Source organism: Campylobacter iguaniorum (assembly GCF_000736415.1).
Lineage (GTDB): Bacteria > Campylobacterota > Campylobacteria > Campylobacterales > Campylobacteraceae > Campylobacter > Campylobacter iguaniorum.
The window spans coordinates 1,141,654-1,167,141 of record NZ_CP009043.1 but is presented as its reverse complement, the minus strand read 5'-3'; the positions used below and the strand labels follow the sequence as shown (position 1 = coordinate 1,167,141).

General features: G+C 36.3%; 29 protein-coding genes. 22 read left to right on the top strand and 7 right to left on the bottom strand.

All coding sequences use genetic code 11. The features are described from left to right. Positions 1-43: 43 nt before the first annotated feature. Positions 44-1,081 (bottom strand): radical SAM family heme chaperone HemW, encoded by a 1,038-nt coding sequence (gene hemW / locus CIG1485E_RS05825; RefSeq protein ID WP_038454576.1) that lies wholly within the window; start codon positions 1,079-1,081, stop codon positions 44-46. A gap of 142 nt (positions 1,082-1,223) precedes the next feature. Between hemW and CIG1485E_RS05820 the strand changes: the two genes are divergently transcribed. The 15 genes from CIG1485E_RS05820 to CIG1485E_RS05750 all read left to right on the top strand — a co-directional run bounded on the left by CIG1485E_RS05820 (position 1,224) and on the right by CIG1485E_RS05750 (position 14,567). Next, positions 1,224-1,694, top strand: a complete 471-nt coding sequence (locus CIG1485E_RS05820) for an RNA pyrophosphohydrolase (RefSeq protein ID WP_038454575.1) — start codon at positions 1,224-1,226, stop codon at positions 1,692-1,694. Beyond that, positions 1,694-2,905: an aspartate kinase gene (locus tag CIG1485E_RS05815; protein ID WP_038454574.1), complete on the top strand. Its 1,212-nt coding sequence runs from the start codon at positions 1,694-1,696 to the stop codon at positions 2,903-2,905. Before CIG1485E_RS05820 ends, CIG1485E_RS05815 begins: the two co-directional genes overlap by 1 nt. After that, complete coding sequence (locus tag CIG1485E_RS05810) at positions 2,905-3,447, top strand: HobA family DNA replication regulator (RefSeq protein WP_038454573.1); 543 nt, start codon at positions 2,905-2,907, stop codon at positions 3,445-3,447. The genes CIG1485E_RS05815 and CIG1485E_RS05810 overlap by 1 nt, the downstream gene beginning before the upstream one ends. Before the next feature lie 8 nt (positions 3,448-3,455). Continuing rightward, the gene (locus CIG1485E_RS05805) at positions 3,456-4,073 is read left to right on the top strand and encodes a DNA polymerase III subunit delta' (protein WP_038454572.1); all 618 of its coding nucleotides are present in this window, start codon (positions 3,456-3,458) and stop codon (positions 4,071-4,073) included. After that, on the top strand, positions 4,070-5,206 hold the full coding sequence (folP, locus tag CIG1485E_RS05800) for a dihydropteroate synthase (RefSeq protein ID WP_038454571.1): 1,137 nt from the start codon (positions 4,070-4,072) through the stop codon (positions 5,204-5,206). The genes CIG1485E_RS05805 and folP overlap by 4 nt, the downstream gene beginning before the upstream one ends. Beyond that, on the top strand, positions 5,206-7,140 hold the full coding sequence (gene ligA / locus CIG1485E_RS05795; protein ID WP_038454570.1) for an NAD-dependent DNA ligase LigA: 1,935 nt from the start codon (positions 5,206-5,208) through the stop codon (positions 7,138-7,140). The genes folP and ligA overlap by 1 nt, the downstream gene beginning before the upstream one ends. Beyond that, entirely contained in the window at positions 7,137-7,835 is a 699-nt protein-coding gene (gene tlyA, locus CIG1485E_RS05790; RefSeq protein ID WP_038454569.1) for a 23S rRNA (cytidine-2'-O)-methyltransferase TlyA, read from the top strand. The genes ligA and tlyA overlap by 4 nt, the downstream gene beginning before the upstream one ends. Then, the gene (locus CIG1485E_RS05785; RefSeq protein WP_038454568.1) at positions 7,801-8,685 is read left to right on the top strand and encodes a bifunctional riboflavin kinase/FAD synthetase; all 885 of its coding nucleotides are present in this window, start codon (positions 7,801-7,803) and stop codon (positions 8,683-8,685) included. Before tlyA ends, CIG1485E_RS05785 begins: the two co-directional genes overlap by 35 nt. After that, positions 8,682-9,386 (top strand): carboxy-S-adenosyl-L-methionine synthase CmoA, encoded by a 705-nt coding sequence (gene cmoA, locus CIG1485E_RS05780; protein WP_038454567.1) that lies wholly within the window; start codon positions 8,682-8,684, stop codon positions 9,384-9,386. The genes CIG1485E_RS05785 and cmoA overlap by 4 nt, the downstream gene beginning before the upstream one ends. 72 nt (positions 9,387-9,458) lie before the next feature. Beyond that, positions 9,459-10,505: an ABC transporter substrate-binding protein gene (locus CIG1485E_RS05775; RefSeq protein ID WP_038454566.1), complete on the top strand. Its 1,047-nt coding sequence runs from the start codon at positions 9,459-9,461 to the stop codon at positions 10,503-10,505. Positions 10,506-10,514: 9 nt separating this feature from the next. Next, complete coding sequence (locus tag CIG1485E_RS05770; RefSeq protein WP_038454565.1) at positions 10,515-11,318, top strand: alkaline phosphatase family protein; 804 nt, start codon at positions 10,515-10,517, stop codon at positions 11,316-11,318. Next, entirely contained in the window at positions 11,315-12,157 is an 843-nt protein-coding gene (locus CIG1485E_RS05765; RefSeq protein WP_038454564.1) for an ABC transporter permease, read from the top strand. Before CIG1485E_RS05770 ends, CIG1485E_RS05765 begins: the two co-directional genes overlap by 4 nt. Next, positions 12,154-12,933, top strand: a complete 780-nt coding sequence (locus CIG1485E_RS05760; protein WP_038454563.1) for an ABC transporter permease — start codon at positions 12,154-12,156, stop codon at positions 12,931-12,933. Before CIG1485E_RS05765 ends, CIG1485E_RS05760 begins: the two co-directional genes overlap by 4 nt. Before the next feature lies 1 nt (position 12,934). Continuing rightward, positions 12,935-13,936 (top strand): ABC transporter ATP-binding protein, encoded by a 1,002-nt coding sequence (locus CIG1485E_RS05755; protein ID WP_038454562.1) that lies wholly within the window; start codon positions 12,935-12,937, stop codon positions 13,934-13,936. Further along, entirely contained in the window at positions 13,920-14,567 is a 648-nt protein-coding gene (locus tag CIG1485E_RS05750) for an HAD family hydrolase (RefSeq protein WP_038454561.1), read from the top strand. The genes CIG1485E_RS05755 and CIG1485E_RS05750 overlap by 17 nt, the downstream gene beginning before the upstream one ends. Here CIG1485E_RS05750 and CIG1485E_RS05745 read toward each other — a convergent pair. From CIG1485E_RS05745 to rpsO, 3 genes are read right to left on the bottom strand one after another with little or no spacing between them, the layout of a single operon-like run. Continuing rightward, positions 14,560-15,147 (bottom strand): aminotransferase class IV, encoded by a 588-nt coding sequence (locus CIG1485E_RS05745; RefSeq protein WP_038454560.1) that lies wholly within the window; start codon positions 15,145-15,147, stop codon positions 14,560-14,562. The two genes, CIG1485E_RS05750 and CIG1485E_RS05745, sit on opposite strands and share 8 nt — an antisense overlap. Next, entirely contained in the window at positions 15,110-16,027 is a 918-nt protein-coding gene (locus CIG1485E_RS05740) for an aminodeoxychorismate synthase component I (RefSeq protein WP_038454559.1), read from the bottom strand. The genes CIG1485E_RS05745 and CIG1485E_RS05740 overlap by 38 nt, the downstream gene beginning before the upstream one ends. Before the next feature lie 27 nt (positions 16,028-16,054). Further along, positions 16,055-16,327 (bottom strand): 30S ribosomal protein S15, encoded by a 273-nt coding sequence (gene rpsO, locus CIG1485E_RS05735; protein ID WP_038454558.1) that lies wholly within the window; start codon positions 16,325-16,327, stop codon positions 16,055-16,057. Between the two features lie 162 nt (positions 16,328-16,489). On the opposite strand from rpsO, the gene CIG1485E_RS05730 reads away from it, so the two are divergent. The 4 genes from CIG1485E_RS05730 to CIG1485E_RS05715 all read left to right on the top strand — a co-directional run bounded on the left by CIG1485E_RS05730 (position 16,490) and on the right by CIG1485E_RS05715 (position 20,550). Continuing rightward, on the top strand, positions 16,490-16,894 hold the full coding sequence (locus tag CIG1485E_RS05730; protein ID WP_038454557.1) for an RrF2 family transcriptional regulator: 405 nt from the start codon (positions 16,490-16,492) through the stop codon (positions 16,892-16,894). 26 nt (positions 16,895-16,920) lie between these two features. Further along, a complete protein-coding gene (gene flhA / locus CIG1485E_RS05725) occupies positions 16,921-19,065 on the top strand; it encodes a flagellar biosynthesis protein FlhA (protein ID WP_038455650.1) in 2,145 nt (714 codons plus the stop codon). Positions 19,066-19,075: 10 nt separating this feature from the next. Next, positions 19,076-20,083: a DHH family phosphoesterase gene (locus tag CIG1485E_RS05720; protein WP_038454556.1), complete on the top strand. Its 1,008-nt coding sequence runs from the start codon at positions 19,076-19,078 to the stop codon at positions 20,081-20,083. A 233-nt stretch (positions 20,084-20,316) separates the two neighbouring features. Further along, entirely contained in the window at positions 20,317-20,550 is a 234-nt protein-coding gene (locus tag CIG1485E_RS05715) for a hypothetical protein (RefSeq protein WP_038454555.1), read from the top strand. Here the strand turns inward: CIG1485E_RS05715 and CIG1485E_RS05710 are convergent. Together CIG1485E_RS05710 and CIG1485E_RS05705 are read right to left on the bottom strand one after the other, a co-directional pair. Next, positions 20,543-20,722: a hypothetical protein gene (locus tag CIG1485E_RS05710; protein ID WP_038454554.1), complete on the bottom strand. Its 180-nt coding sequence runs from the start codon at positions 20,720-20,722 to the stop codon at positions 20,543-20,545. The two genes, CIG1485E_RS05715 and CIG1485E_RS05710, sit on opposite strands and share 8 nt — an antisense overlap. Position 20,723: 1 nt before the next feature. Then, a complete protein-coding gene (locus tag CIG1485E_RS05705; protein ID WP_038454553.1) occupies positions 20,724-20,969 on the bottom strand; it encodes a helix-turn-helix domain-containing protein in 246 nt (81 codons plus the stop codon). A 263-nt stretch (positions 20,970-21,232) separates the two neighbouring features. Here CIG1485E_RS05705 and CIG1485E_RS05700 point away from each other — a divergent pair, with 263 nt between their 5' ends. Genes CIG1485E_RS05700 through dnaK form a run of 3 tightly spaced genes read left to right on the top strand, consistent with a single transcriptional unit; the run spans position 21,233 to position 24,474 of the window. Next, positions 21,233-22,021: an HrcA family transcriptional regulator gene (locus CIG1485E_RS05700; RefSeq protein WP_038455648.1), complete on the top strand. Its 789-nt coding sequence runs from the start codon at positions 21,233-21,235 to the stop codon at positions 22,019-22,021. A 53-nt stretch (positions 22,022-22,074) separates the two neighbouring features. Continuing rightward, entirely contained in the window at positions 22,075-22,557 is a 483-nt protein-coding gene (locus CIG1485E_RS05695) for a nucleotide exchange factor GrpE (protein ID WP_081867165.1), read from the top strand. 33 nt (positions 22,558-22,590) lie between these two features. Then, a complete protein-coding gene (gene dnaK, locus CIG1485E_RS05690) occupies positions 22,591-24,474 on the top strand; it encodes a molecular chaperone DnaK (protein WP_038454551.1) in 1,884 nt (627 codons plus the stop codon). A gap of 97 nt (positions 24,475-24,571) precedes the next feature. Here the strand turns inward: dnaK and ppk2 are convergent, their stop codons facing one another. Then, the gene (ppk2, locus tag CIG1485E_RS05685; RefSeq protein WP_038454550.1) at positions 24,572-25,396 is read right to left on the bottom strand and encodes a polyphosphate kinase 2; all 825 of its coding nucleotides are present in this window, start codon (positions 25,394-25,396) and stop codon (positions 24,572-24,574) included. Positions 25,397-25,488 lie beyond the last annotated feature (92 nt).

Below are 25,488 nucleotides of genomic sequence, written 5' to 3'. Positions count from 1 at the left end.
CCTGTCAAAAATTTTGTTCATTTTACAATGATTTTACTAATTACTAGGTTAAAAATAGAGAAATTTCGTCGCTAAGTAAGAAATTTGTGTTAAAAATTCGTCCATTTTTTTGATATATTTTTTTTGATTTTAGCAAAATTTGCACTTTTTCTAGCTGCTCATTGTTTAAATTTGCAAGTTTTACGCCGACTTTGCTTCTAAGTCCTAAAAATATATACTCACAAATTCTATCATTTTTGCTTAGATTTTCTACTCTTTTTTGCAATGGATTTGCGATATATTCATCTAAATTTGATGGTGAGTAAAATCTTTGATTTCCCAGTGTCCCCACGCTATAAGCACCAAATCCAAGATAATCTTTCCCGCTCCAATAGCCAAGATTATGCTTGCATGGCTTGCCAAAATTTGAGATTTCATACTGCTTAAAACCTAAGCTTTCAAGTGAGTTTATAAGGAATTTAGCCAAGCTGGGGCTATCTTTTTTTAGTTCAAATTTAGCCTCAAAAGGCGTGTTATCTTCAAGCATCAACGAATATGCTGAGATGTGATTTATTTTCAAATTTGATATGATTTTTAGCTCACTTTCGAGCAGTTTTTTGGTGTCTAGTTTAGTGCCATACATGATGTCTAAATTTATATTTTTAAATCCAACTTCTTTGGCTAAATTTAGGGCATTTATGGCGGTTTGTTTGGAGTGAATACGCCCAAGCATTTTGAGCTTTTTTTCATCAAAACTTTGCACCCCAAAACTTATTCTATTTACCCCAAATTTACGCATATTTTCAAGCCATTTTTGATTGGCTGAGTTTGGATTTGCTTCGCAGCTTATCTCAGCATTTTTGGCTAGTTTTGAGCTTAAAAGAGCAAAAATCTCTTCATAAAACTCACCCCCAACGCTACTTGGAGTTCCGCCACCGATAAAAACTGTGCTGATTTTTTCTACTTTTTGCAAGCTAGTGGCTATCTCTTTTTGCAAAGCTTGAAAATAGCTTTTTGTCTGTTTAAATTTATCACTATGCGACCCAAACGCGCAATACGGGCATTTTGACTCACAAAATGGAATATGTATATATACTTGCAAAAAAACCTTTCTACAAAATTTCAGGAGCTTTAAATTTGATTTTTAAGACAAAAATTGTATAAAAAAATATCTTAAAAAGCTGTTATTTATTAAACTTTAAACGCTTTTAGGGTAGCATTTTTGCTAAAAATTAGGATTAAAAATGGAGAAAGAAAAAAACTATAGACCAAATGTGGCTGCAGTGATACTCTCTCCTTCTTATCCTCTTGAGTGTAGAATTTTTATAGCTCAACGCTATGATATACACGGAGCTTGGCAGTTTCCACAAGGTGGAATCGACAAAGGAGAGGTTCCTAAACAAGCACTTTTAAGAGAATTAGAAGAAGAGATAGGCACAAATAGCGTAGAGATACTTTGCGAGCATCCAGAATGGCTTAGCTATGATTTTCCTGAAAATATAGCTAAAAAAATGTCGCCATATGACGGGCAAATTCAGAAGTATTTTTTGGTTAGATTAAAGCCAAAAGCTAAGATTAATCTAAATACAAAGCACCCTGAATTTAATGATTATAGGTTTATAAAACAAGAAGAAGTCTTAGCTAGTGTAAATCACTTTAAAAAAGCTGTTTACAATAAAGTTTTGAAATATTTTAAAGAGGAAGGATTTATTTAATGCTTGTAGTTCAAAAATACGGCGGAACAAGCGTGGGAACGCTTGAGAGAATAGAAGAAGTCGCAAAAAGGGTTATAGAAACTAAAAAAGCCGGAAATGACGTTGTCGTCGTAGTTTCAGCTATGAGCGGTGTGACAAATAAACTTATTGAATATGCCGAATATTTCACAAAAGAAGCTCCGTGCAGCAAAGATATGGATATGCTTCTAAGTGCTGGAGAGAGAGTGACAAGCGCACTTTTAGCTATTGCTCTAAATGAAAAAGGCTACCCAGCTATTTCTATGAGCGGAAGAGCTGCTGGCATAGTTACAGATGATTCACACACAAAAGCTAGAATCATAAATATAGATAGCACAAATATGAGAAATGAGCTAGACTCTGGCAAAATCGTAGTTGTAGCTGGTTTTCAAGGCGTGAGCGAAGATGGTTTTGTGACTACTTTGGGGCGTGGTGGAAGCGACCTAAGCGCAGTTGCAGTAGCTGGCGCGCTTAGTGCTGATGTGTGCGAGATTTACACCGATGTGGACGGAGTCTATACAACTGATCCAAGAATCGAGCCAAAAGCTAAAAAACTAGACCGCATAAGCTATGATGAGATGCTAGAGCTTGCGAGTATGGGTGCAAAAGTATTGCAAAACAGAAGCGTTGAGCTTGCAAAAAAATTAAACGTAAATTTAGTAACAAGAAGCAGTTTTAACAATAACGAAGGAACATTGATAACAGGAGAGGCAAATATGGAAAATAATATGGAACAAGCATTAATAAGTGGCATCGCACTAGACAAAAACCAAGCAAGAGTTACATTGCGTGGGGTTGTAGATAGACCAGGTGTTGCGGCTTCTATATTTAAAAAACTTGCTGAAAAAAACATAAACGTAGATATGATTATCCAAAATACAAGCCATGAGGACGGCACTACTAGCCTTGGATTTACAGTCCCACAAAACGAAATGGAAGCAGCTAGAAGCGTAGTAGAGGGCACTGCAAAATCAGTAGAGATAGATAGCGACGTCGTAAAAGTAAGCGTAGTTGGTGTAGGTATGAAAAGCCATAGTGGCGTAGCTAGTTTAGCGTTTTCAACTCTAGCAAATGAGGGCATAAATATCCAAATGATCTCAACTAGCGAGATAAAAATCTCTATGATAGTAGCTGCAAAATACGGCGAACTAGCTGTAAGAGCACTACATAAAGCTTATGAGTTAGATATCTAATGAGCGAACTTATAAAATGGACTTTAGACGCTATCAGAGATGAAGGCTCGCTTATGAGCTGGATGGAAGAAAGAAGAGTGGAGTGGGTTCCGCTTCTTACTTCTAGGATAAAATATCTGCTTGATGGCGTTACTTTTATAGTGATTTGTGACGAAGAAAGGGAGTGGTTCGAGAGCTACTTTTTGCGAAATATAAACCGCAAAGACAATGCCAGACCGATACTTCCTTTTGTATCGCTCAAATCACTTTACCCATCTTTGGGCGAGATAAACTCCAAAGAAGAGATAAGCTTGCTTGAAGATATGCTAAGCATCGCATTTCCAAACGGTTTTGTCTATTTTTATGTTGGAAAATCAAGCTCAAAAATCTCAGCTATAGCAAAAGGCAAAGACGATAGCTATATGTGGCTTTTTGATGAGCAAGCACAAAACAGCTTTTATCTAAGCTCAAATGACGATATGCTCGACATCAAGCTGCTTTCTTTGTTTAGGTTATTTAACAAAAGTATAGATGCAGTACTCTTTGGCAAAGTAAAAATATAAGGCAAATTTTGCATAGTAAGATTATAATCAGCGATGATTTTGAGAGTGTTAAACAAGATATTATAGGCTTTAATGACCCAAATTTCGTCAGGATTTTTGAGTATGAAAGCTTTTTGATTGAAAATGCAAAAGAGGTCATAAATGAAGCTTATATCGCTGAAAGCAGGGAGAAAATCATCGTTGTAATGGCTTTGAAATTTGGCATAGATCCGCAAAATGCCTTGCTAAAAATCCTAGAAGAGCCGCCAAGAAACATTACATTTATTATAGTCGCCAAGTCAAAAAATCTGCTTCTTCCCACCATTCGCTCAAGGCTTATGATTGAAATTAGGAAAAAAGAGACCCCGAGAATGGCTTTGGAGTTAAATTTAAAAAGATTAAATTTAAAAGATATATATAACTTTATAGAAGAGCAATCAAACCTTGAAAAAACCGAAAGCCTAAGCAAAAACGAGCTTTTAAATTTAGTCAAATCCATAGTCTGCGAAGCGATAGAAGTCGGAGTCAAATTCAAAGAAGAAGATTATGAGTATTTTTACAAACTTTACAGACTTGTAGATCTAAACACCAAAGCCGCTCCAGCTTTGACACCACTTTTATTACTCATTATGCAAAGGTCAAAATGAAAATTTTCAAAATAGATGCAAGTAGTGGATTTGACGAAATTTGCTCCACCATAAAGCCGCAAATTGCTGGGCTTAAAATTATGAAAAATAAGTCTAGTTTGCACTTTTTTTACATAAAAGATATCAAAAGAGTTGCTGCAAATATCCTAAAACAAGATGCCTTGAGCTTGGGGGCTGAGCTTGTATGCTCAAAAGATAGCGTTTTTGGTGGCTTGGAGAGCGAAAACGCACTTCTTATTGCAAACCAAAAGCAGATAAATTTGCTGACTAAAAAGGAGCTTTTGCAAGATTTTGGGCTAAAAGATTTGGCTAAATTTATCTCAAAAGATTTCAAAAAACCAGCCAAATCACTTATAATGGGCGTTTTGAACTTCAACACAGATAGCTTCAATCCAGCAAGCAGAACCACTGCTGATGAGTGCGCTTCAAAAATAGAAAAAATGATAAATGACGGTGCTGATTTTATCGATATTGGAATGGTTAGCTCACGTCCTGGAAGCATTTATGTTGGCAGCGAAGTTGAGTTTGAAAGAGTAAAACCAGTCGTTGATATAATAGAGCAAAACGGCTTTACAAAAAGGGTTAAATTTAGCCTTGATAGCTTTGATGAAAAATGCCTTAGATACGCTTTGGAGCGTGGTTTTAGCATGGTTAATGATATAAGCGGGGATTGCTCCTTGGCAACTCTTGCTAAGCAGTACGGCGCAAGCTATTGTCTAATGCATAAAAATGGCGATCCACAAACCATGCAAGTTGGTGTCAAAGATAGTGATATTTTGGGGATTGTCGATGAGTTTTTTGAGCGAAAACTTGAGATTTTGGATACTCTTGGACAAAAAGATATCTGGCTTGATCCTGGAATTGGATTTGGCAAAACTGCTAGGGACAATATGATTTTGATTAAGCATTTGGAGCATTTTTTGCATTTTGGGTATCCGCTTTTTGTGGGTGCGAGTAGAAAAAGCGTGATAAATGCTTATAGTCCAAGCGATGTGAGCGATAGGCTAGCAGGGAGTTTATATCTTCATCTCAAAGCCTTTGAAAATGGAGCAAGTATCATCAGAACGCACGATGTATTGGCGCATAAGCAGATGTTTGATATGGCGCAGGCTTATGCGAATTTGGAGTTTTAATGGATAAAATTGAATATGAAAAAGCTATCACTAGCCTAAATTTATGGGCAAAAGCATACTACACAGACGATAAGCCTATCGCAAGTGACGCTGAATATGATGAGCTTTACAGGCAAGTAGAGCAGTTTGAAGAGCAAAATCCAAGTTTGAAGCTTAGCTATTCTCCTACAAATAGAGTTGGCGGAGCGGTGCTTGATGAGTTCAAAAAATCCACGCATTTAGCCAAAATGTGGTCGATGGAAGATATTTTTAGCGACGATGAGCTTCTAGCATGGATAGGGCACGGAGACAAGAGTGGAGAGTTTTTTGCTGAGCCTAAATTTGACGGGGCGAGCCTAAATTTGCTTTACGAAAATGGCAAACTAATAAAAGCCGCGACAAGAGGCGATGGAAGCATAGGCGAAGATGTGACAAACAACGCTCTAGTCATAAACTCAATCCCGCTTCAAATCTCATATCTAGGCAGAATCGAAATCCGTGGCGAGGTCGTCATAGAAAAAAGTGATTTTGAATCCATAAACGCCATAAGAGCTGCGAGTGGTGAGCCACCACTTGCCAATCCAAGAAATGCAGCAGCGGGGAGCCTTAGACAGCTTGATAATAGCGTGGTAAAACAGCGAAAACTTAAATTCTATCCATGGGGTGTTGGTGAGAACTCACTTGAGTTTGCTAAGCATTCTGAAGTGATGGATTTCGTGCGTAGTCTTGGGTTTTTGAGAGATGAGTTTTGCAAAATTTGCTCTAGCGTTGATGAGCTTAGAAATGCTTATAAAGAGCTTGTAAGCAAAAGAGATGAAAAGCCTATTTTAATAGATGGAATGGTTATTCGGGTAAATGATTTAAGCAGGGCAAACTCGCTTGGATATACTGTGAAGTTTCCTAAATTTATGGTGGCTTATAAATTCCCAGCCATAGAGAAAACTGCTAGATTAATTGATATTGTTTTGCAAGTTGGTCGCACTGGTGTGGTGACTCCTGTGGGCTTGCTTGATGGGGTAAATATCGACGGAGCCTTTGTCAAAAACGTGACTTTGCATAATTTTGATGAGATAAATAGGCTTGGTTTGATGAAGAATGATTTGGTTACAATCATCAGAAGCGGCGATGTGATACCTAAGATTACTGGGGTTTTTGCTGAGCGTAGAGATGGAAGCCAAACTCCTATAAGTCGCCCGACAAACTGCCCGCAGTGTGGTAGTGAGCTACTTGATGAGGGTGTTTTTATCAAGTGTCAAAATCTAAGCTGTAAAGCAAGAGTCGTAAGCTCAATTATCTATTTTACGTCAAAAAAATGTATGAATATAGATGGGCTAGGTGAGGCTATAGTTGAGCTTTTGTATGAGCGTGGAATAGTGCAAAATATCGCTGATATTTACAGGCTTGATGAGCTTAGTTTTATGGGGATTGAAGGGTTTAAAACCAAAAAAATATCAAATTTGCTAAACGCAATCGAGCTATCTAAAACCCCAAATTTGGAGCGTTTCATAACCTCTCTTGGAATAGAGCATATCGGCGAAGTTGCGGCTAAAAAAATAGCCATAGCTTACCCAGATAATTGGCTAGAGCTAAGCTTTGAAGAGTTAATTAGCTTAGACGGATTTGGCGAAGCAATGGCGCTTAGCTATCTTGAGTTTATGAGAGTAAATTTAGACAAAATTAAAGAGCTTCTTGGCTTCATAACTCCAAAAATAGTAGAAATAAAAACCACGCAAAACGCATTTTCTGGCAAAACATTTGTCATCACTGGCACACTTTCTCGCCCAAGAGATGAGATAAAAGCCGAGCTTGAGAGCTTTGGAGCAAAGGTGAGCGGCTCAGTCTCATCTAAGAGCGATTATGTACTGTATGGCGATGAGGCTGGAAGTAAGCTAGAAAAAGCTCTAAGTCTTGGAGTAAAAACCATAAACGAGCAAGAATACGAGGCATTAAAATGAGAGCCGACTTAGCACTTGCAAACTCACTAAATATCAGCAGAAATAAGGCAAGCGAGCTGATAAAAGCAAGAAAGGTAAGCCTAAATGGCGCTATCATAGATAAGCCAAGCCTTGAAGTCGATGAGCCAAATTTTAGCGTCGATGAGACTATTTATGTCAGTAGGGCAGCCTTGAAATTAAAGGGATTTTTGAACGATTTAGAGTATGATTTTAGCGGTTTAAATGCTCTTGATATTGGCTCAAGCACTGGTGGATTTGTGCAAATTTTGCTTGAAAATGGCGTGAAAAGCGTCACAGCGCTTGACGTAGGGACAGCTCAACTCAGCTCAAATTTAAGAGATGATAAACGTATTATAATACAAGAAAACACTGATATTAGGGAGTTTAAGGCTGGCAAATTTGATCTAATAAGCGTCGATGTGAGCTTCATATCTGTGGTGCAAATTTTAGAGCATATAGACAAACTAGCCAAAAAAGATATAATCATACTTTTTAAACCGCAATTCGAAGTTGGCAAAAACGCCAAACGCAATTCAAAAGGCGTCGTCAAAGACACTAAGCAAATCAAACTAGCTATGGCTAAATTTGAATCTGCTTGTACCAGCTTTGGCTGGGAGCTAAAAGCCAGCAAAGAGTCCGTAATACCAGGCAAGGAGGGAAATCTTGAAATCTTCTACTACTACACAAAAAAATGAGATAGAAGCCATCGCCATAGGGCATTTTGATGGTATTCATAAAGGTCACAAAGAGCTGATAAAAAAGCTTGGAAATAACGGAGCTTTGGTCGTAATTGATAGCTCAAAAGCCTGTATCACGCCAGGAGATAGAAGAGAAGAATACGCTGGCGTGCCTTGTTTTTATTATAATCTTAAAGATATTAGTGAGCTTAGAGGCGATGAGTTTTTAGAGCTTTTGACTGGCGAGTTCCCAAACCTAAAACGAATAGTAGTCGGGTATGATTTTAAATTTGGCAAAGATAGAGCTTGGGATAAACACGACTTGAAAAATCTATTTTGTGGGGAAGTTGTGTTTGTCGATGAGTTTAGCTTCGATGGACTTGGCGTGCATAGCTCAGCCATAAGGCGTTTTATCAGAGATGGAGATATTTATAGAGTAAACCGCCTTTTGGGGCGTGAATACAGCATAAAAGGCAAAGTCGTGGAGGGTCAAGGCATAGGTAAAGACAAGATTTATCCTACTTTAAATTTAGTCGTTGATCCGTATTTACTCCCAAAAGACGGCGTTTATGCGACACGGACGAAAATAGGCGACGTGACTTATAGCTCAATTACTTTTATAGGTTGTAGGCTTAGCACGGACGCCAAATTTAGCGTAGAAAGCCATATTTTAGATGCTAAACTTAGTGGCAAATTTGATGATGTTAGGGTCTGTTTTATCGAGCGAATTCGCGATAATATCAAATTTGACTCACTTGAGCTTTTAAAAGAGCAAATCACAAAAGATATGCTTATAGCAAGAAATGTCGCCAAAGTCTGCGATCTAAGCTTGAAAGACGATTTCATACATTCAAGGGATATATTGTGAGAGATGAGGTCTTCAAAGAGCCTGTTAAAAAGCAGTTTGAGTTCGATGAGAGCGTGGTAAGTGTCTTTGATGATATGGTGAGTCGCTCAGTGCCATTTTACGCAGAGGTGCAAGCTTTAGTGTGCGAATATTTGGCACTATCTTTAGGGCAAAATGCAAGAGTTTTTGATCTTGGCTGCTCGACTGCGACCACGCTTTTGAAGCTTTTTTCACTTAGAAATGACCTTGATTTGCACGGTGTTGATAGTAGTGAGCCTATGATAAAAACAGCCAAAAACAAAGCCTTAGCGTATGGTGCAAATCTAAGCTTAGACGTCGCAGATATCCTAAAATGCGATTTTTCTAAGAGCGATTGCGTGCTACTTAATTACACTTTGCAATTCATCAGACCGATAAAAAGAGAAGAGTTCGTAGCAAAAATCTTTGCAAATTTAAATCCAAATGGCGTTTTTGTATTTAGCGAAAAGCTTGTTTTTGAGGACAAAAAGCTCACAAATGAGATGATAAAAATATATGAAAATTACAAATCAAATCAAGGTTATTCTAAATTTGAAATATCTCAAAAGCGTCAAGCTTTAGAAAATGTGCTGATCCCATACACCGAAAACGAAAATAAAGAGCTTTGCTTAAAAGCTGGTTTTAAAAGTGTTGAAACCATCTTTAAATGGGCGAATTTCACTACTTTTGTGGCGTTTAAATAAATCATAAATATAACTTGTAATCGTTTTGTTTCCAAAAAAATTTACAATTTGCCAAATTTTTAAGGAGACAAAATGAGATTATTAAAAACTTTTCTTTGTACGGCTATTTGCTTTAATGCGTTAAACGCAGCTAATATTGATCCAAATTTGATAGAAGCTGCTAAAAAAGAGGGCGTGGTAAATAGCGTCGGAATGCCTGATAGCTGGGCAAACTGGAAAGACACTTGGAACGATCTATCTAGATTATATTCGTTAAAACACAGCGATACTGATATGAGCTCAGCTCAAGAGATAGCTAAATTTAAAGCTGAGAAGAAAAACGCTACTGCAGACATCGGAGATGTAGGACAAAGCTTTGGACCCATAGCTATGAAAGAGGGCGTTAGCGAGCCATTTAAGACTAGCTACTGGGATGAAGTGCCTCAGTGGGCAAAAGACAAAGACGGCCACTGGATGCTTGCATATACTGGAACCATATCTTTTATAATCAACAATCAAACAGTAAAAAATCCGCCTAAAACTTGGAGCGATCTAAAAAATGGAACGTATAAAGTCACAGTCGGCGATGTAAGCGTAGCAGCTCAAGCAGTTAGCGGAGTTTTAGCTGCGAATTACGCTCTTGGCGGAGATGAAAAAGACTTAAAACCAGCTTTAAATTTCTTTGGAGATTTGGCAAAACAAGGACGCCTAGCTATGGTAGATCCTAGCATCGCAAACTTAGAAAAAGGCGAAATCGATGTAGCTGTGATTTGGGATTTTAACGCACTTAACTATAGAGATAAGGTAGGCAAAGATAGATACTCTGTCATCATCCCACAAGATGGCTCAATAATGAGCGGCTATACAACCATCATAAACAAATATGCTAAAAACCCAAATGCAGCAAAGCTTGCTAGAGAGTATATATTTTCTAATGAAGGTCAGATAAATTTAGCAAAAGGCTATGCAAGACCTATAAGAAGTGCTTATATAGATTTTCCACAAGATGTAAAAGACAAGCTCATTCCTGAGAGTGAGTATAAAAATGCTAAACCTATAAAAAATCCACAAGAGTGGGAAAAAACTGCGAAAAAACTTCCAAGACTTTGGCAAGAAAACGTAATTATCAATATGAAATAAGGCAATGGAATGTCAAAGGTAGTTTTGGTCATATTAGATGGTTTGGAATATAGCGTGGCAAAAGAGTGCATGGGAGGACTGGGGGCGCTTTGCGATGAGAATATCGGCAAGGTTTATAAGATAAAATGTGAGCTTCCTTCTATTTCTAGGCCGCTTTATGAGTGTATATTAACAGGTGTCAAACCAGCAATTAGCGGTATTTTAAACAACTATTCAAAGCCTTTTAGTAGTTCTAAAAGCATATTTGAATATGCCAAATCAGCTGGACTCAAGGCTGGTGCGGCTGCGTATTACTGGGTGAGTGAACTGTATAATAAGACTGTATTTGATAGAGTAAAAGATAGAATAATCATAAACGAGCAAGATTTAAATATACCTTATGGCGTGTTTTACTATGAAGATGACTACAATGATAGCCATTTATTTAGTGACGGAGAGTGTTTGAGGGTCAAATTTGATCTTGATTTTACGCTTTTTCACTCCATGAATATCGATGATATTGGTCATAAATTTGGTCACAATAGCAAAGAGTATAGAAATGCAGCTAGGGGAGTTGATATTATTTTGTCATCTCTAGTATTAAAGTGGCTAGAAGAGGGCATTAGCGTGATAATCACAAGCGATCATGGCATGAATGATGATATGACACATGGTGGCAATTTGGATATAGAAAGAGATGTGGCGTTTTTTGTTTTTGGGGATAAATTTAGCCTTAGTAAAGCTAAAGTGGAACAAAGCGAGATTTGTGGTTTGGTTTGCGAGCTTTTAGGTGTAAAACAAGGTAAAAATTTTAACAAAGAGCTTCTAAAATGAATAGAGAAAAGATAATTGCAACTATATTTCTGCTTCCATTTTTTATCATATTTTTTATGTTTATTGTAGCTCCTTTTATTTGGATTTTGATAAATAGTTTTGTTAGTGAAGACGGGGATTTTGGATTTTATAATTATAGAGAGATATTTGAGAGTAGATTTTTTATGCAGAGTTTTTTAAACTCATTTTATATAAGTTTTATTTCTAGTTTTATAGCACTGATTATTTCATTGTTTGGTTCGTATTCGCTTTATAAAATCCAAGCTTCGCATTTTGGAAATATGTTTTTATCGCTCAATACCATGACAAGCAACTTTTCAGGAGTTCCACTAGCTTTTGCATTTATTATTTTAATGGGTGCAAATGGCGCTATAAATTTGCTTTTTAGGGATTTGGGAATAGATTTTATGATAGATATTTATGGTAGCGTTGGGATAAATTTGGTTTATATTTATTTCCAAATTCCACTTGCGATTTTGCTTTTATATCCTGCGTTTCACACGCTAGATCAAGGAAGTAGCGATTCTAGTGATATACTTGGAGCTAGCAGAGCGACTTACTGGTTTAAAGTGGCTTTGCCCATTATGATGCCACCAATCATTGGAGTTTTTATAGTTTTATTTGCAAACGCAATCGGAGCTTACGCCACGATTTACGCTCTTAGTAGTGGAAACTTTAATGTCATTCCAGTGCGTATCGCCTCACTCATCGCAGGAGATATAAGCCTAAATCCATATCTTGCTAGTGCGCTTAGTGTTATGCTATTTTGCTTAATGCTAGTTGTGTCTTTGACACTATTTTGCGTATCAAATTTATTTAATTACAAGAGGCAAAAATGAATAAAATATCCCAAATTTATCATTATAGCGTCGTTTCAGTGCTGTTTTGTATCATAGTTTTGCCTATGGTGGCTACTTTGATCTACTCTTTTTCATCGAGCTGGTCATCAAATATCTTGCCTGATGGCTTTAGCTTAGCTCATTACAAAGAGCTTTTAGGCGATGTTAGATTTTTTGAGGCTCTTTTTAACTCACTTTTAGTCTGTTTTGCTTCAATATTTTTGGCTATTATAGTTATATTTCCAGTGGTATTTTGTGCGAATTTTTACTTTTTAAATTTAAAAAATCTGATGAGTTTCATATCGATTTTGCCATTTGCTATTGCTCCTATTGTGCTTAGCGTCGGGCTTTTGAACCTATATAGTGATACGATAAGCGGGACGCCGTACATCCTTATAGGCTGTTATGTATGTATCGCGACGCCTTTTATATATAGAAGCATTGATAACAATATTGCAGCCCTAAATTTAAAAGAGATAGTATATTCAAACTATATTCTTGGAAATGGAATATTTAGAGCTATTTTTAGAGTGATAATTCCAAATTTAAAAGATGCTTTGCTTATATCTATTTTTTTGTCGTTTTCATTTTTGATAGGTGAGTTTTTGTATGCCAATATACTTGTAGGCACGCAGTTTGAAACTCTTCAAGTATATCTTTATAATATCAAAAACAAAAGCGGTCACGTCTCAAGTGCGGCTATTGTTAGTTATTTGCTTTTGATATTTATAGCAAATTTTATAAGCTCATACATAAGCCATAGAAAAAAGGGATAAAATGTCATATTTACAAATTAAAAATTTAAAAAAATCATACAAAGATAAACTAGTATTTGATGATATAAACTTTAGTGCGAAAAAAGGCGAGCTAGTTACACTTTTAGGCCCTTCAGGATGTGGCAAATCCACGCTTTTAAGATGTATTTGTGGGCTTAGCGATCCACAAAGTGGGAAAATAATCTTAGATGACAAAGACATAACAAAAGTTAGCATCAAAAAGCGAAATATCGGTATGGTTTTTCAAAATTACGCTTTATTTCCAAATTTAAACGTTTATGAGAATATTGCTTATGGATTAAAAATCAAAAATTTAGATAAAAAAGATATAGAAAAAAGAGTTAAAAAAATGCTTGAGATAGTTGGACTTGAAAAAGAGATAAAAAGCTATCCGCATAATCTCAGTGGCGGTCAAGCCCAAAGAGTGGCACTAGCAAGATCACTTGTGACTAAGCCAAGTATACTTTTGCTTGATGAGCCACTTTCTGCTCTTGATGCAAAGATAAGAAAACATCTAAGAGGACAGATAAAACTAATCACCAAAAAGATGAACTTAACGACTATATTTGTAACTCACGATCAAGAAGAAGCCCTAGCGATGAGTGATAGAATAATACTTATGGAAAATGGCAAAATAGCCCAAAATAGCGACGCTTTGGAGTTGTATCTCAAACCAAAAAATAAATTTGTAGCTAGTTTTATAGGAAGTTATAATATACTCTCGCCAGAGGCGCTTTCAAATTTAATAGAACATAGTTTCAAAACAGACGTGGCAATCAGACCAGAAACCATAGAAATAGCAAAATATGGCTCGATAGAAGCTCTTATCAAAGAAAAAATGTTTTTAGGAAATGTCATTCGCTACTTTGTCATAGTAAAAGGTGTGGAACTAAAGATCGATACACTAAATTATTCTTTAAATTCATTGTATAATATCGGCGATAGTGTGTTTTTGACAATTCACAAAGAAATGATAAAGGAGCTAGATGATTTATCTATATGATCTTGACAAAACGCTTATAAAAGAAGATAGTGCCAAGCTTTGGATGGATTTTTTGTGCGAGCAGGGGCTTGTGGGAAGTGAGTTTGTAAAAGCTCAAGAAAAGTACGAAGATGATTATGCTAAGGGCATTCTTGATATGGATGAGTATCAAAGGCACTTTTTAAGCGTGGTAAAGGGCAAGAGCGTGGATGAATTGAAGCCGCTTTTGGCTAAATTTGTAGAGCTGAAAATCCGCCCAGTTGTCTATAAAGGTGCTTTGGATCTGATTAGGCGAAATGGCAGTCGGGCTATTGTTATTTCTGCGACGAATGATTTTATCGTGGGGGCGATTTGCGGGTTTTTGGGTATTGAGGAGTTTGTCGCGACAAATAGTCAGATCAAAAACGGCGTTTATAGTGGATTTATGGAGGGCGTTCCTGCTTTTAGAGATGGCAAAGTGGAACGAATCAAAGAGATTTTAAGTGGTGGAGAGCTTAAGAAAAGCGTTTTTTACAGCGATAGTATAAATGATCTGCCACTTTTAAAAGCTGCAAAGACTGGGATTTTGGTAAATCCAGATAGGCTTTTGCTAAAGCTAAATGACGAGTTTAAATTTGAGATAATCAAATTTGATGAGCTAGCTTTTAGCTAAATTTGAAGCTTTTTAGCTCATAAAAACCAATCATTGCGTTCATTATGGCAAATCTTTTAGCCTTTAAAAGCATATCTTTTGTGATATTTGCCTCCTTTAAAAAGCCATTTTGAAGCAGTCTTGCTCTAGTGGTGCCTTTAAGAAGTGGGATTTTTGGCGTTATCCACGAGCCAGAAATTTCATCAAAAATAGCTATATTTGCTATGCTTGTATCGGTTACCAAGTCATTTTTTAGCATGACTATTTCGCTATTTTGTGGCGTTATTTTCTCTATGTTGCCTCTATCAAGGTATTTTTTAGAGTAGTCAAAATCTATTTTGGTTAGTTTAAACTCGTAAAAATCACGCATTTTATACGCAAAATATTCCACGCTATGTAAATTTCCATTTATTTCAAAAACTACTTTTGCTCTCACAAGCCCATTTAATGGTGATTTTAAAATGCTTTTGAAGTCAAATTTAAGCTTTTGACTTGTGGAATTTACAGCTCTATCGATGTGAAAATCCAAATTTAGCGGCTCAAAATTGACGATTTTTATCGTCTCAAAAAGGAAAATAGACTTTGTTTCCAAGCTCTTCATACTCCTTTTTCGCATCACTCATCGCTGTTATCCCACCACCACTAAAAAAATATAGCTCATCTCTTTGCTTTTTGACAAACCGTATCATAACAAAACTTTGGCAAATTACCCCGTCAAAATATATAAAAACCCCAGTATAAAATCCGCGTGGCTCATTTTCGCACTCTTTTATGATATTGCAAGTCTGGATTTTGGGCGTTCCGCTTATGCTTCCAGCTGGCAAAATTTTAGTAAAAATCTCGCTAAGGCTTAAACCTGGATTTAATTTTCCGCTTATATGTGAGCTTGTTTGGTATAGATTTTTGACTTTTGAGATGTATCTGAATTTCTCCACTCTCACTTCTGTTGCTACCATTGATAGGTCATTTCGCATAAGATCAGTCATCATGGCTTGCTCGCTAAGCTCTTTTGCGTCATTTAAAAGTAGCTCTTTTGCGTTTGGTAAACTCGCGTCTATAGTGCCTTTCATAGGAAAAGTATGGATAAATCCATCTTCAATGAATACAAACGGCTCAGGACTGAAGCAGACGAAATCGTCTTTTTTGTAGATTACTGCTTTGGCTGATGAATACTCATAAATTTGCTCCAAACTCAGATTTGTTTGGATTTTGGTTTTAAAGCATAAATTCAAAAGGTAGCTATTGCCATTTTTTTGCTCGTTTATGACGCGATCAAATTTACTTTTATACTCTTCAAAAGATATTGGGAATTTGTGTAATTCATAGTTTGGGGCTAGTTTGCCAGTTTTATTTAGCTCAAATTTAATGCCAAATTTAGCTATATCTTCAAGACTGCAGATGATATTTTCTTCTGGTTTGTCATAGCTGATAAGAGCGATAAATGGTTTGTTTTGTGGGAAATTTAAAGAATGCTTAGTCATAGGTAAAGCCCTAAAAAGGGCTTTTGATTATTTATCTCTTAGTCCAAGAGTGCTTACAAGTTTTGTAAATGACTCGTAGTTATTTGCTTTTAGGTATTTTAAAAGTCTTTTTCTTCTACCAACTAGTTTAAGAAGACCTAAGCGAGAGCTGAAATCTTTTTTGTTGATTTTTAAGTGTTCAGTAAGTTCAGCGATTCTTGTAGTAAGAAGAGCTACTTGAACTTCTGGAGAACCTGTATCTCCACTTTTTCTAGCGAATTTCGCAACTATTTCTGCTTTTTTAGCCGAATCTAAAGCCATTTTTGACCTCCTGAGCGGTATTTTTAAAATTGAGCGCTGATTATAGCCAAGATTAGCCAAAACAAAGCTTAATCATCGCAGTCCAAAATAAAATAAGACAATCTTAGTCAAAATTAAAATAAAATTGGGTAGAATTATAGAATTAATTTTTAAGGAGAGCATATGTTATTTACTAAGGCTAGTGAATACGCTCTATTGTCGCTTATATTTTTATCTCATAGCAATTCGCCAAAAGACGTTGATACTATGTCAAATGAACTTCAAATTTCAAAAAGTTTTTTAGCCAAAATTCTACAAAATTTAGCAAAAGAGGGCATTTTAAATTCATTTAAAGGTGCAAACGGTGGATTTGTTTTAGCAGATAAACCATCAAACATAAGCATAAGAAGAATCCTGGAAAGCGCTGAAAAAAGAAAGGCTTATGTTTTTGAGTGTAGCAATGATAGGGGAGATTGTCCTAGCAACAAAGGCAATATATGCAAGATGTGGCCTATGTTTAATACTTTGCAACGCAAGGTTGATGACTTTTTAGATGATATAACCTTAGCTGACATTATCAAGAAGTAAATTTGGAAAAACGCAACATTTTAACAATGGTTGCTCCTTTTTTAGCACCATTTGTAAAGGCTAAAGGGCTAACTGTTGTTTTTGTTATCATCGCGATACTAGCTATTATTATTGTCCCGCTGCCAAGTCCGGTGCTGGACTTTTTCCTAGCTTTGTCGCTATCTATATCTGTGCTTATCATACTTATTTCTATTTATATACCAAAGCCAACAGATCTTAGCACTTTTCCTACTTTGATTCTTATCGTTACGCTTTTTAGGCTATCTTTAAACATAGCTACAACTCGTATGATTCTTAGCGAAGGACACAACGGCCCTGAAGCTGTGAGCGAGATCATCGCTAGTTTCGGACAGTTTGTCGTGGGTGGAAACTACGTAATAGGTATAATTGTATTTTGTATTTTGGTACTTATAAATTTTATGGTCGTGACAAAGGGCTCAACACGCGTGAGCGAGGTTCAAGCTAGATTTACTCTTGATGCGATGCCAGGAAAACAAATGGCAATAGACGCCGATCTAAACGCTGGACTCATCGATGAGCAAACAGCAAGATCAAGACGTCAAGAGATCATAGCTGAGGCAAACTTTTATGGTGCGATGGACGGTTCGTCTAAATTTATCAAAGGTGACGCAGTCGCTGGTATCATCATCACTATCATAAATATAATCGGCGGATTTTTGATTGGTGCTTTTCAACACGATTTGGATATGGGAGAAGCTGCAAAAGCCTACACAATCCTTACTATCGGCGATGGTTTGGTGAGCCAAATCCCGGGTCTTATCACATCAACTGCAACTGCGATAATCATCACAAGAGCTAGCAAAGATGAAGATAATTTCGCAGAAGGCGTCGTAACTCAGCTTCTTGGAGAGTATAAAACGCTTTTGATAGTTGGATTTATATTGTTTATTTTTGCTTTAGTTCCGGGGCTTCCGACTTTTTCTTTGGGCTTTATGGCTGTGCTATTTTTGGGAATTGGATATATAATGAAGCAAACCGAAGAGGGGGTTTTGGATCTTAGTTCGCCAAAAGATGGTAAAAAACCAGCCAAAAAACAAGGAGCTGGAGCAAATGGCGAGCAAGCAGCCCCAAAACCAGCTAAAAAAAGCGAAGAAGAGATCGCAAAAGAAGAGCAAGTCAAGATAGATGATATACTAAAACTTGAAATTTTGGAGCTTGACCTCGGATATGGGCTTTTAAAGCTAGCTGATAGCGACCTTATAGAGCGAATCCGTGCTATGAGAAGAAATATAGCTGGAATTTTGGGATTTTTGATGCCAAAAATTCGTATAAGAGATAATTTACAATTACCACCAAATGAGTATAGATTTAAGCTAAAAGGCGTCGTGATAGGTCAAGGTGTGATTTATGCTGATAAGTTTTTAGCTATGGATAGTGGATATGTGAGTAATGATATAGAGGGCATTGCGACTAAAGAGCCAGCATTTGGGCTAGATGCACTTTGGGTAGATGCAAATGTAAAAGAAGATGCTATACTTAGCGGATATACAGTAGTCGATCCAGCAAGTGTGATAAGCACTCACATGAGTGAGCTTATCAAACAAAACTCAAGTGAGCTTCTAACAAGACAAGAGGTTCAAAATATACTTGATAAGCTAAAATCTGATTATCCAGTTGTCGTAGAAGACACCTTGAAAGTGGCTGGCGTGGGCCTAATACAAAAAGTTCTAAAAGCACTTTTAAAAGACAATATCCCTATCAAAGATATGCTAAGCATACTTGAGGCTATCGGCGACGTGGCTGAGGTGAGTAAAAATCTTGATATGATAATCGAGCACGTCAGAGCCGCTCTTAGCCGCGTCATAACTGCGCTTTATGTCAATGAAAAAGGGCAACTAAACTTCTATATATTTGACGCAAGCGTTCAGCAAAAGCTAGTCGATAGCTTAAATTACAAAGACGGCAACTATCATCTGATGATAAACGTGGCTCAAACTTCAGCTATAGTAAGTGCTTTAAGGGACAAAAGAGCAAACAGAAGTATAAGTGAGCAAGGTCCTATGCTGCTTTGCGTTGAGCCAAGTCTTAGAAAATTTATAGCAAATATCGTTCAAAACTTTGCTATAGATATAGTTGTGCTTAGCTTCGCTGAGATAGCGCCAAATACAGAGTTTGAAACACAAGGTATCATCGAAATACCAGAAATTTAAAGGAAAAATTATGAAAATTTATCATCTTAGTCATACTGATTTGGATGGATATTCGTGTCAATTTGTTAGTAGTTTTTATATGAAAAATGTCAAATTTTATAACTCAAATTATGGAAAAGAGATAGAGGACAAATTTAACATCATTCTAAATCAAATAGGTGATGAAAAGGCTATCATACTTATAACTGATCTAAATTTAAGCCTAGCTCAATGTGCTAGTTTTGAAAATGCTATAAAAGATAAAGAGATCAAGCTTATGCTTTTAGATCACCACCAAACAGGGCTTGAGTGTGCGAACAAATTTAAATGGTACTATCTTGATAATTCAAGGTGTGCTACTAAGATAACTTATGATTTTTTTAGTGCGATGTTTGGCGAAGACGAGAAGCTAAAAGAGTATTGTGATGTGGTAAATGCTGTGGATATTTGGCTTAAAGATGACGCACATTTCGAGCTTGGCAAGGTGTGTATGGGCGCTATTGCTGGAGCAAAAGAGGTGAATAAGGTAATGTTTGAAAACGAGCATATAGAGTATATTTTTTATATGATGAATACGTTTATGAAATATATCGGCTTGAGCCATTCGCATATAAGATTAGATGAAGATATGCACTCTATCAAAAAAGAATTTTTCAAGCTATTAGATGATGACACATTAAGCAACCTAAACTCAGCCTATCTCATCAGACTTCTAAGCTCAAATAAAGATAAATTTACTATACAATACAAAGGACACAAAGGGATTTTAACTCATAATATAGGTAGCACTTCAGTTATCGGCAATGACTTTTTGGTGGCAAATCCAGATTATGACTTTTTCTTGGATATTACAAGTAAAAAAACTCTAAGTTTTAGAGCAAATGGAAATTTAGACGTAAGTCAAGTAGCAAAAGAGTTGGTCGATGGTGGAGGGCATGTGAATGCAAGCGGTGGTTTTTATGCTGGATTTAAAGATGCTTATATCTATGAGCCGATAAAAGCCCAAATAGTCGATCTTATAAACAAAAAAAGTTTATAAAAATAAAAATAGGGGCACCCCATTTATGGGGCTTTAGTTTGGTCAAACTTTTTTAAAGTTTGTCGCAAAGCAGGGCTTTTTACTTCGTTGCACTTGCAACTGCAAGCAGAAGCTCTGCTACGAAATTAAAAATAAATAGCTAAATGGTTGCGAAGCAACGGACTTTAGTATTTGGTTCTTTAGCCATAGTTTTACTATGGTGTTAAAAGAACATAAAAAATAGGAGAAATACAATGAAAGATTACGAAAACGAGATAACACCAGAAGAGATGAGCTACGAGCTAGATCTTATGATGCAAGGAATGCTGTATTACGCAGGAGTGAAAAAAGATAGACTTCTTGATGCGTGCGATTTGTATATAGAAAACATTGATGACGTGCTAGAAAACTCCAAAAGCGAAGGCGTAGATGAGGTCATAGAAGTAGTAGAATATATGAAAAAAAACTACAAAGAGCTATTTAAATAGCATTTTTTTGTTTCATACGTTTAGCGATTTTAGTCTTTAAAGTCGCTACTACTTTGTAAAAATCCTTATAAAAATGCTTGTAGAAGCTTGCAAATTTGGGATTATTGTCATTATAAATAACTGCAAAAACATTTTCTAATTCTGTTCTTTCTTTGTTTGTCAGCCTATCCAATTCATTCTCCTAGTGCCTTTTTTAATTTTTTAAGCGTGTAAAGCACCTCGTCCTCGTCTAGTTGGCAAAGCATCTTGCAAACTGCTAATGCAGCTTGTGGTTTTGTGATTCCAAGCTTCCAGTCTTGATACGTCCTCATCGGAACTCCAAGTTTATCTGCCATTTGAGATTGAGATATCTTTTTACCTAAATTTTTACTTTCAACAGCGTTATGTAATATATTAAAAATATCGCTTATTTCTGCCATAGGCTAAATTATACATAAATAATTATTAAATATACATAAATTTATATATTATATATGATTTATTATATAAAAAACAATATATAACTTATATTTAATAAATTAAACAATACTAATTATACTGTTTATTGTATATTTTAACTATAAATTTGTATTGTAAGATTATTTTAAATTTGATGTTTTAATTTTTTTACTTAAAAGACTTGACAAATAAAGGCTCAATGTTGTATAATTCTTTTAGCAATTGAATAGGAAGAGTGCTAAAAGTGAAAGTTGATAAAAGAGATCTGATATTAGAATCAATCATACAAGCTTACTTAGAAGCAAATGAACCAATTGGCTCAAGTGAGCTTGGAACTCGTATGAGCATTAGTATTCCAGCATCAACTATCAGAGTTTATTTTAAAAAGCTTAGTGATGAGGGCGCCATAACCCAGCTCCACATAAGTGGCGGTAGAATCCCTACTGCAAATACCATGAGAATGTACTGGCAAGATAGACTTAAATTTGACGGAGATTTGCGTATTAATAATGCTGAGTTTTTGAATTATTTAGTTTATGAATTTGGTCTTTATTGTATGATTTTTGGTGCAGGGAAACTAGTTTTGAGTGAAATTCTAAACGTCTCAGATAGATTTTTGATACTTGTTTTTGGCGATGAGAATATAGTTTTAAAATTCAATCCAAAAGTTGAAAAGTTTTTAAGAAATTTAATTGGAATGAGTCTTGAAGAGCTTGATAGAGTTTCTATCCAAGTCGGTCTTAGCGAGCTTAGAGCTAAGATAAAAGAGCTTAAAAGATATAGAATTTATTTTCAAGAAAATGAAAAAGTAGCCTTTGAGATGTTTAGCGATGAGCGTATCAAAAGCGTTTTGGATCCATCTTTTGAGCATTATTTTAGATCAAATTTAGCCTTTTCTCCTGTGTTTGATGCTGGATATATGGGCTTTAAAACTGATATTTTGTATAAAGGCAAAAGTGCAGTGATGATCTGTGCTGGTAGCGTTTATAGTGATTATGAAAAATTTATAAATAGCATAAAGGAGGCAGCGTGAGCCAAGATATAAAAGATGAGAAAATAAAAGATGAAAATATAAAAGACGAAGAAATGCAAGAAAATGAAATAGTAGAGGACGTGGCAAAAGAGCAAGAAGATGAGCTTCAAAATGAGCTAACTACTTTAAAAGAGAGTTTGATTAGAGCGACTGCTGATTTTGAAAATATCAAAAAACGTTTAGAGCGTGAAAAAATAGAGGCGCTCAAATTTGCAAACGAAGGCTTTGCTAGAGATTTGCTCCCAGTAATCGATGCTTTAGAAATCGCTTCAAATTTGCAAAGCGATGATGACGAGATCGCAGCAAAGATAAAAGACGGGATAAATTTGACAATAGAACAGTTTAAAAAGTGCTTTGAAAAATACGGAATCAAGGAGATAAACACAAACGGAGAATTTAATCCAGAAGTTCATAACGCTATTAATTACGTAGAAACGCCAGATGTAGAAAGCGGCAAAATTGCCATGGTCTACCAAAAAGGATATCTATATAATGATAGAGTTTTACGTGCCGCAATGGTCGTAATCGCGAAGTAAATTTAAAAATAAAATTTAATAAAAGGATAAAAAATGAGTAAAGTAATAGGAATTGATTTAGGAACAACAAATTCATGCGTGAGCATTTACGAGCGTGGAGAGAGCAAGGTTATACCAAATAAAGAGGGCAAAAACACAACTCCTTCAGTCGTAGCTTTCACTGATAAAGGCGAGATTTTAGTCGGCGATACTGCAAAACGTCAAGCTGTCACAAACCCAGAAAAAACAATCTTTTCTATCAAAAGAATTATGGGTCTTATGATGAATGAAAAAAATGCTAGCGAGGCAAAAAGCCGTCTTCCATATCATATAGTTGATAGAAATGGTGCTTGTGCTGTTGAGATAGCTGGCAAGACTTACACTCCACAAGAAATCTCAGCTAAAGTTTTGATGAAGCTAAAAGAAGATGCTGAAGCGTTTCTTGGTGAGAGCGTTGTAGATGCTGTCATAACTGTACCTGCATACTTCAACGATAGCCAAAGAAAAGCTACAAAAGAAGCTGGCACGATAGCTGGACTAAATGTACTTCGTATCATAAATGAGCCAACTGCTGCAGCTCTTGCTTATGGACTTGATAAAAAAGAAGCTGAAAAAATCGTAGTTTATGACCTTGGTGGTGGTACATTTGATGTGACTGTGCTTGAAACTGGCGATAGCGTGGTTGAGGTTTTGGCAACTGGCGGTAATGCATTTTTAGGTGGTGATGACTTTGATAACAGACTAATTGACTTTTTGGTTGGTGAGTTTAAAAGCGAAACAGGAATAGATCTAAAAAGCGATGTAATGGCTCTTCAAAGACTAAAAGAAGCTGCTGAAAATGCAAAAAAAGAGCTATCAAGTGCGATGGAAACAACTATAAATTTACCATTCATTACAGCTGATGCGACTGGCCCAAAACACCTTACAAAAACTCTAAGCAGAGCTAAATTTGAAGGAATGATTGATGAACTTGTAAGTGAAACAATCACAAAAATCAACGAAGTCGTAAAAGACGCTGGAGTAAGTAAAAGCGATATAAAAGAAGTCGTAATGGTAGGCGGCTCAACTCGTGTGCCGCTCGTGCAAGAAGAAGTCAAAAAAGCATTTGGCAAAGAGCTAAACAAATCAGTAAATCCTGATGAGGTCGTAGCAATCGGTGCTGCTATCCAAGGTGCTGTTATCAAAGGTGATGTAAAAGATGTACTTTTACTAGATGTTACACCTCTTAGCCTTGGTATCGAGACTCTTGGTGGAGTTATGAGTAAGCTTATAGAAAAAGGCACAACAATACCTACTAAAAAATCTCAAACATTCTCAACAGCAGAAGACAACCAAAGTGCAGTTACTATAAACGTACTTCAAGGCGAGAGAGAGTTTGCAAGAGATAATAAAAGTCTTGGTAATTTCAATCTTGAGGGCATTATGCCAGCTCCAAGAGGCGTACCACAAATCGAAGTTACATTTGACATCGATGCAAACGGTATCTTAACTGTTTCAGCTAAAGACAAGGCTAGTGGCAAAGCGCAAAATATTACAATTAGCGGTTCAAGCGGTCTTAGCGAAGAAGAGATAAACAAAATGGTAAATGACGCTGAAGCTCATAAAGAAGAGGACAAAAAACGCAAAGATGCAGTCGAAGCAAGAAATGCAGCAGACAGTCTAGCACACCAAACAGAAAAATCTCTAAGCGAAATGGGCGAAAAAATCCCAGCTGAAGATAGAAGCAAAATCGAAGCAGCTCTAAACGATCTAAAAGAGGTGTTAAAAGATGAAAACGCTAGTAAAGAGCAAATCGACGCAAAAGTAAAAGCTCTAAGCGACGCAAGTCACAAGCTAGCTGAAGCTATGTATAAAGAGCAAAATGCACAAGGTGGCGCTCAAAACGGTGGCGAACAAAAGAAAAAAGATGATGATGTCATCGACGCAGAAGTAGAATAATGCAAACGGAGTTGCTTTTACGCAACTCCAAATTTAAGCTAAATTTACGTGGCTAAATTTAGATAATCAAATTTGGCTCACTCAAAAATATAAAACCCTATCCGTGGATATGTTTTAGATTTTCACTTTTTAGATTTTCTTCCATGATTTTTATCTCTTCACTACCGCTTTTTACGATGCCAACATCGAGCTTCATCTCTTTTATGTCTATTTTTTTAGGATAATCAACATTGCTTAAGATATATCTAAATACGTTTAGTCTTGCCTTTTTCTTGTTGTCGCTGACTATGATAGTCCATGGGGCGTGAGGCGTGTTTGAGGCTAGTAGCATTGAGTATTTTGCTACTGAGTATTCATCCCAAAGTTCTTGGCTTTTTGCATCGACTGGAGAGAGTTTAAATTGTTTGAGTGGATCTGTTTTACGGTCTTTGAAGCGTTTTTTTTGCTCTTCTTTTGAGACTGAAAAATAAAACTTAAATAGCAAAATCCCAGAGCTCACTAGCATCTCTTCAAATTTAGGCACTTGTCTTAAAAACTCTTTATGCTCTTCTTGGCTGCAAAACCCCATAACAGGCTCAACGCCAGCGCGGTTATACCAGCTTCTATCAAAGATCACGATCTCTCCAGCGCTTGGCAAGTGATCTGAATATCTTTGGAAATACCACTGAGTGCGTTCTACGTCGCTTGGTTTTTCGAGTGCGACTATTCTACAGCCACGTGGATTTAGGTGTTCGCTTAAGCGTTTTATGGCTCCACCTTTGCCAGCAGCGTCTCTTCCTTCTATGATGATTAGGACTTTTAAGCCGGTGTCTTTGACATAATTTTGAAATTTCAAAAGCTCGATTTGTAGCTTTCTAAGCTCTCTTTCATATTTTATTTTACTTTTTTTGACTTTTATGATTTCGTAGTCTTCTTCTTGCATATTGCCTCCGTTTTTGTTTGCGTAAATTACAATTGTATAACTAAATAATTTAAATTTTGTTTAAAATATGATTATTTATATTATTTTATAAA

Coding starts and splice junctions, on each gene's coding strand:
- CIG1485E_RS05755 (WP_038454562.1), top strand. CDS start 12,935: ATGTCATATTTACAAATTAAAAATTTAAAAAAATCATACAAAGATAAA.
- CIG1485E_RS05750 (WP_038454561.1), top strand. CDS start 13,920: ATGATTTATCTATATGATCTTGACAAAACGCTTATAAAAGAAGATAGT.
- CIG1485E_RS05705 (WP_038454553.1), bottom strand. CDS start 20,969: ATGGCAGAAATAAGCGATATTTTTAATATATTACATAACGCTGTTGAA.
- CIG1485E_RS05815 (WP_038454574.1), top strand. CDS start 1,694: ATGCTTGTAGTTCAAAAATACGGCGGAACAAGCGTGGGAACGCTTGAG.
- CIG1485E_RS05745 (WP_038454560.1), bottom strand. CDS start 15,147: ATGAAGAGCTTGGAAACAAAGTCTATTTTCCTTTTTGAGACGATAAAA.
- CIG1485E_RS05765 (WP_038454564.1), top strand. CDS start 11,315: ATGAATAGAGAAAAGATAATTGCAACTATATTTCTGCTTCCATTTTTT.
- CIG1485E_RS05770 (WP_038454565.1), top strand. CDS start 10,515: ATGTCAAAGGTAGTTTTGGTCATATTAGATGGTTTGGAATATAGCGTG.
- CIG1485E_RS05720 (WP_038454556.1), top strand. CDS start 19,076: ATGAAAATTTATCATCTTAGTCATACTGATTTGGATGGATATTCGTGT.
- dnaK (WP_038454551.1), top strand. CDS start 22,591: ATGAGTAAAGTAATAGGAATTGATTTAGGAACAACAAATTCATGCGTG.
- flhA (WP_038455650.1), top strand. CDS start 16,921: ATGGTTGCTCCTTTTTTAGCACCATTTGTAAAGGCTAAAGGGCTAACT.
- CIG1485E_RS05715 (WP_038454555.1), top strand. CDS start 20,317: ATGAAAGATTACGAAAACGAGATAACACCAGAAGAGATGAGCTACGAG.
- tlyA (WP_038454569.1), top strand. CDS start 7,137: ATGAGAGCCGACTTAGCACTTGCAAACTCACTAAATATCAGCAGAAAT.
- CIG1485E_RS05740 (WP_038454559.1), bottom strand. CDS start 16,027: ATGACTAAGCATTCTTTAAATTTCCCACAAAACAAACCATTTATCGCT.
- folP (WP_038454571.1), top strand. CDS start 4,070: ATGAAAATTTTCAAAATAGATGCAAGTAGTGGATTTGACGAAATTTGC.
- CIG1485E_RS05760 (WP_038454563.1), top strand. CDS start 12,154: ATGAATAAAATATCCCAAATTTATCATTATAGCGTCGTTTCAGTGCTG.
- CIG1485E_RS05730 (WP_038454557.1), top strand. CDS start 16,490: ATGTTATTTACTAAGGCTAGTGAATACGCTCTATTGTCGCTTATATTT.
- ligA (WP_038454570.1), top strand. CDS start 5,206: ATGGATAAAATTGAATATGAAAAAGCTATCACTAGCCTAAATTTATGG.
- CIG1485E_RS05695 (WP_081867165.1), top strand. CDS start 22,075: ATGCAAGAAAATGAAATAGTAGAGGACGTGGCAAAAGAGCAAGAAGAT.
- ppk2 (WP_038454550.1), bottom strand. CDS start 25,396: ATGCAAGAAGAAGACTACGAAATCATAAAAGTCAAAAAAAGTAAAATA.
- CIG1485E_RS05810 (WP_038454573.1), top strand. CDS start 2,905: ATGAGCGAACTTATAAAATGGACTTTAGACGCTATCAGAGATGAAGGC.
- CIG1485E_RS05820 (WP_038454575.1), top strand. CDS start 1,224: ATGGAGAAAGAAAAAAACTATAGACCAAATGTGGCTGCAGTGATACTC.
- rpsO (WP_038454558.1), bottom strand. CDS start 16,327: ATGGCTTTAGATTCGGCTAAAAAAGCAGAAATAGTTGCGAAATTCGCT.
- CIG1485E_RS05775 (WP_038454566.1), top strand. CDS start 9,459: ATGAGATTATTAAAAACTTTTCTTTGTACGGCTATTTGCTTTAATGCG.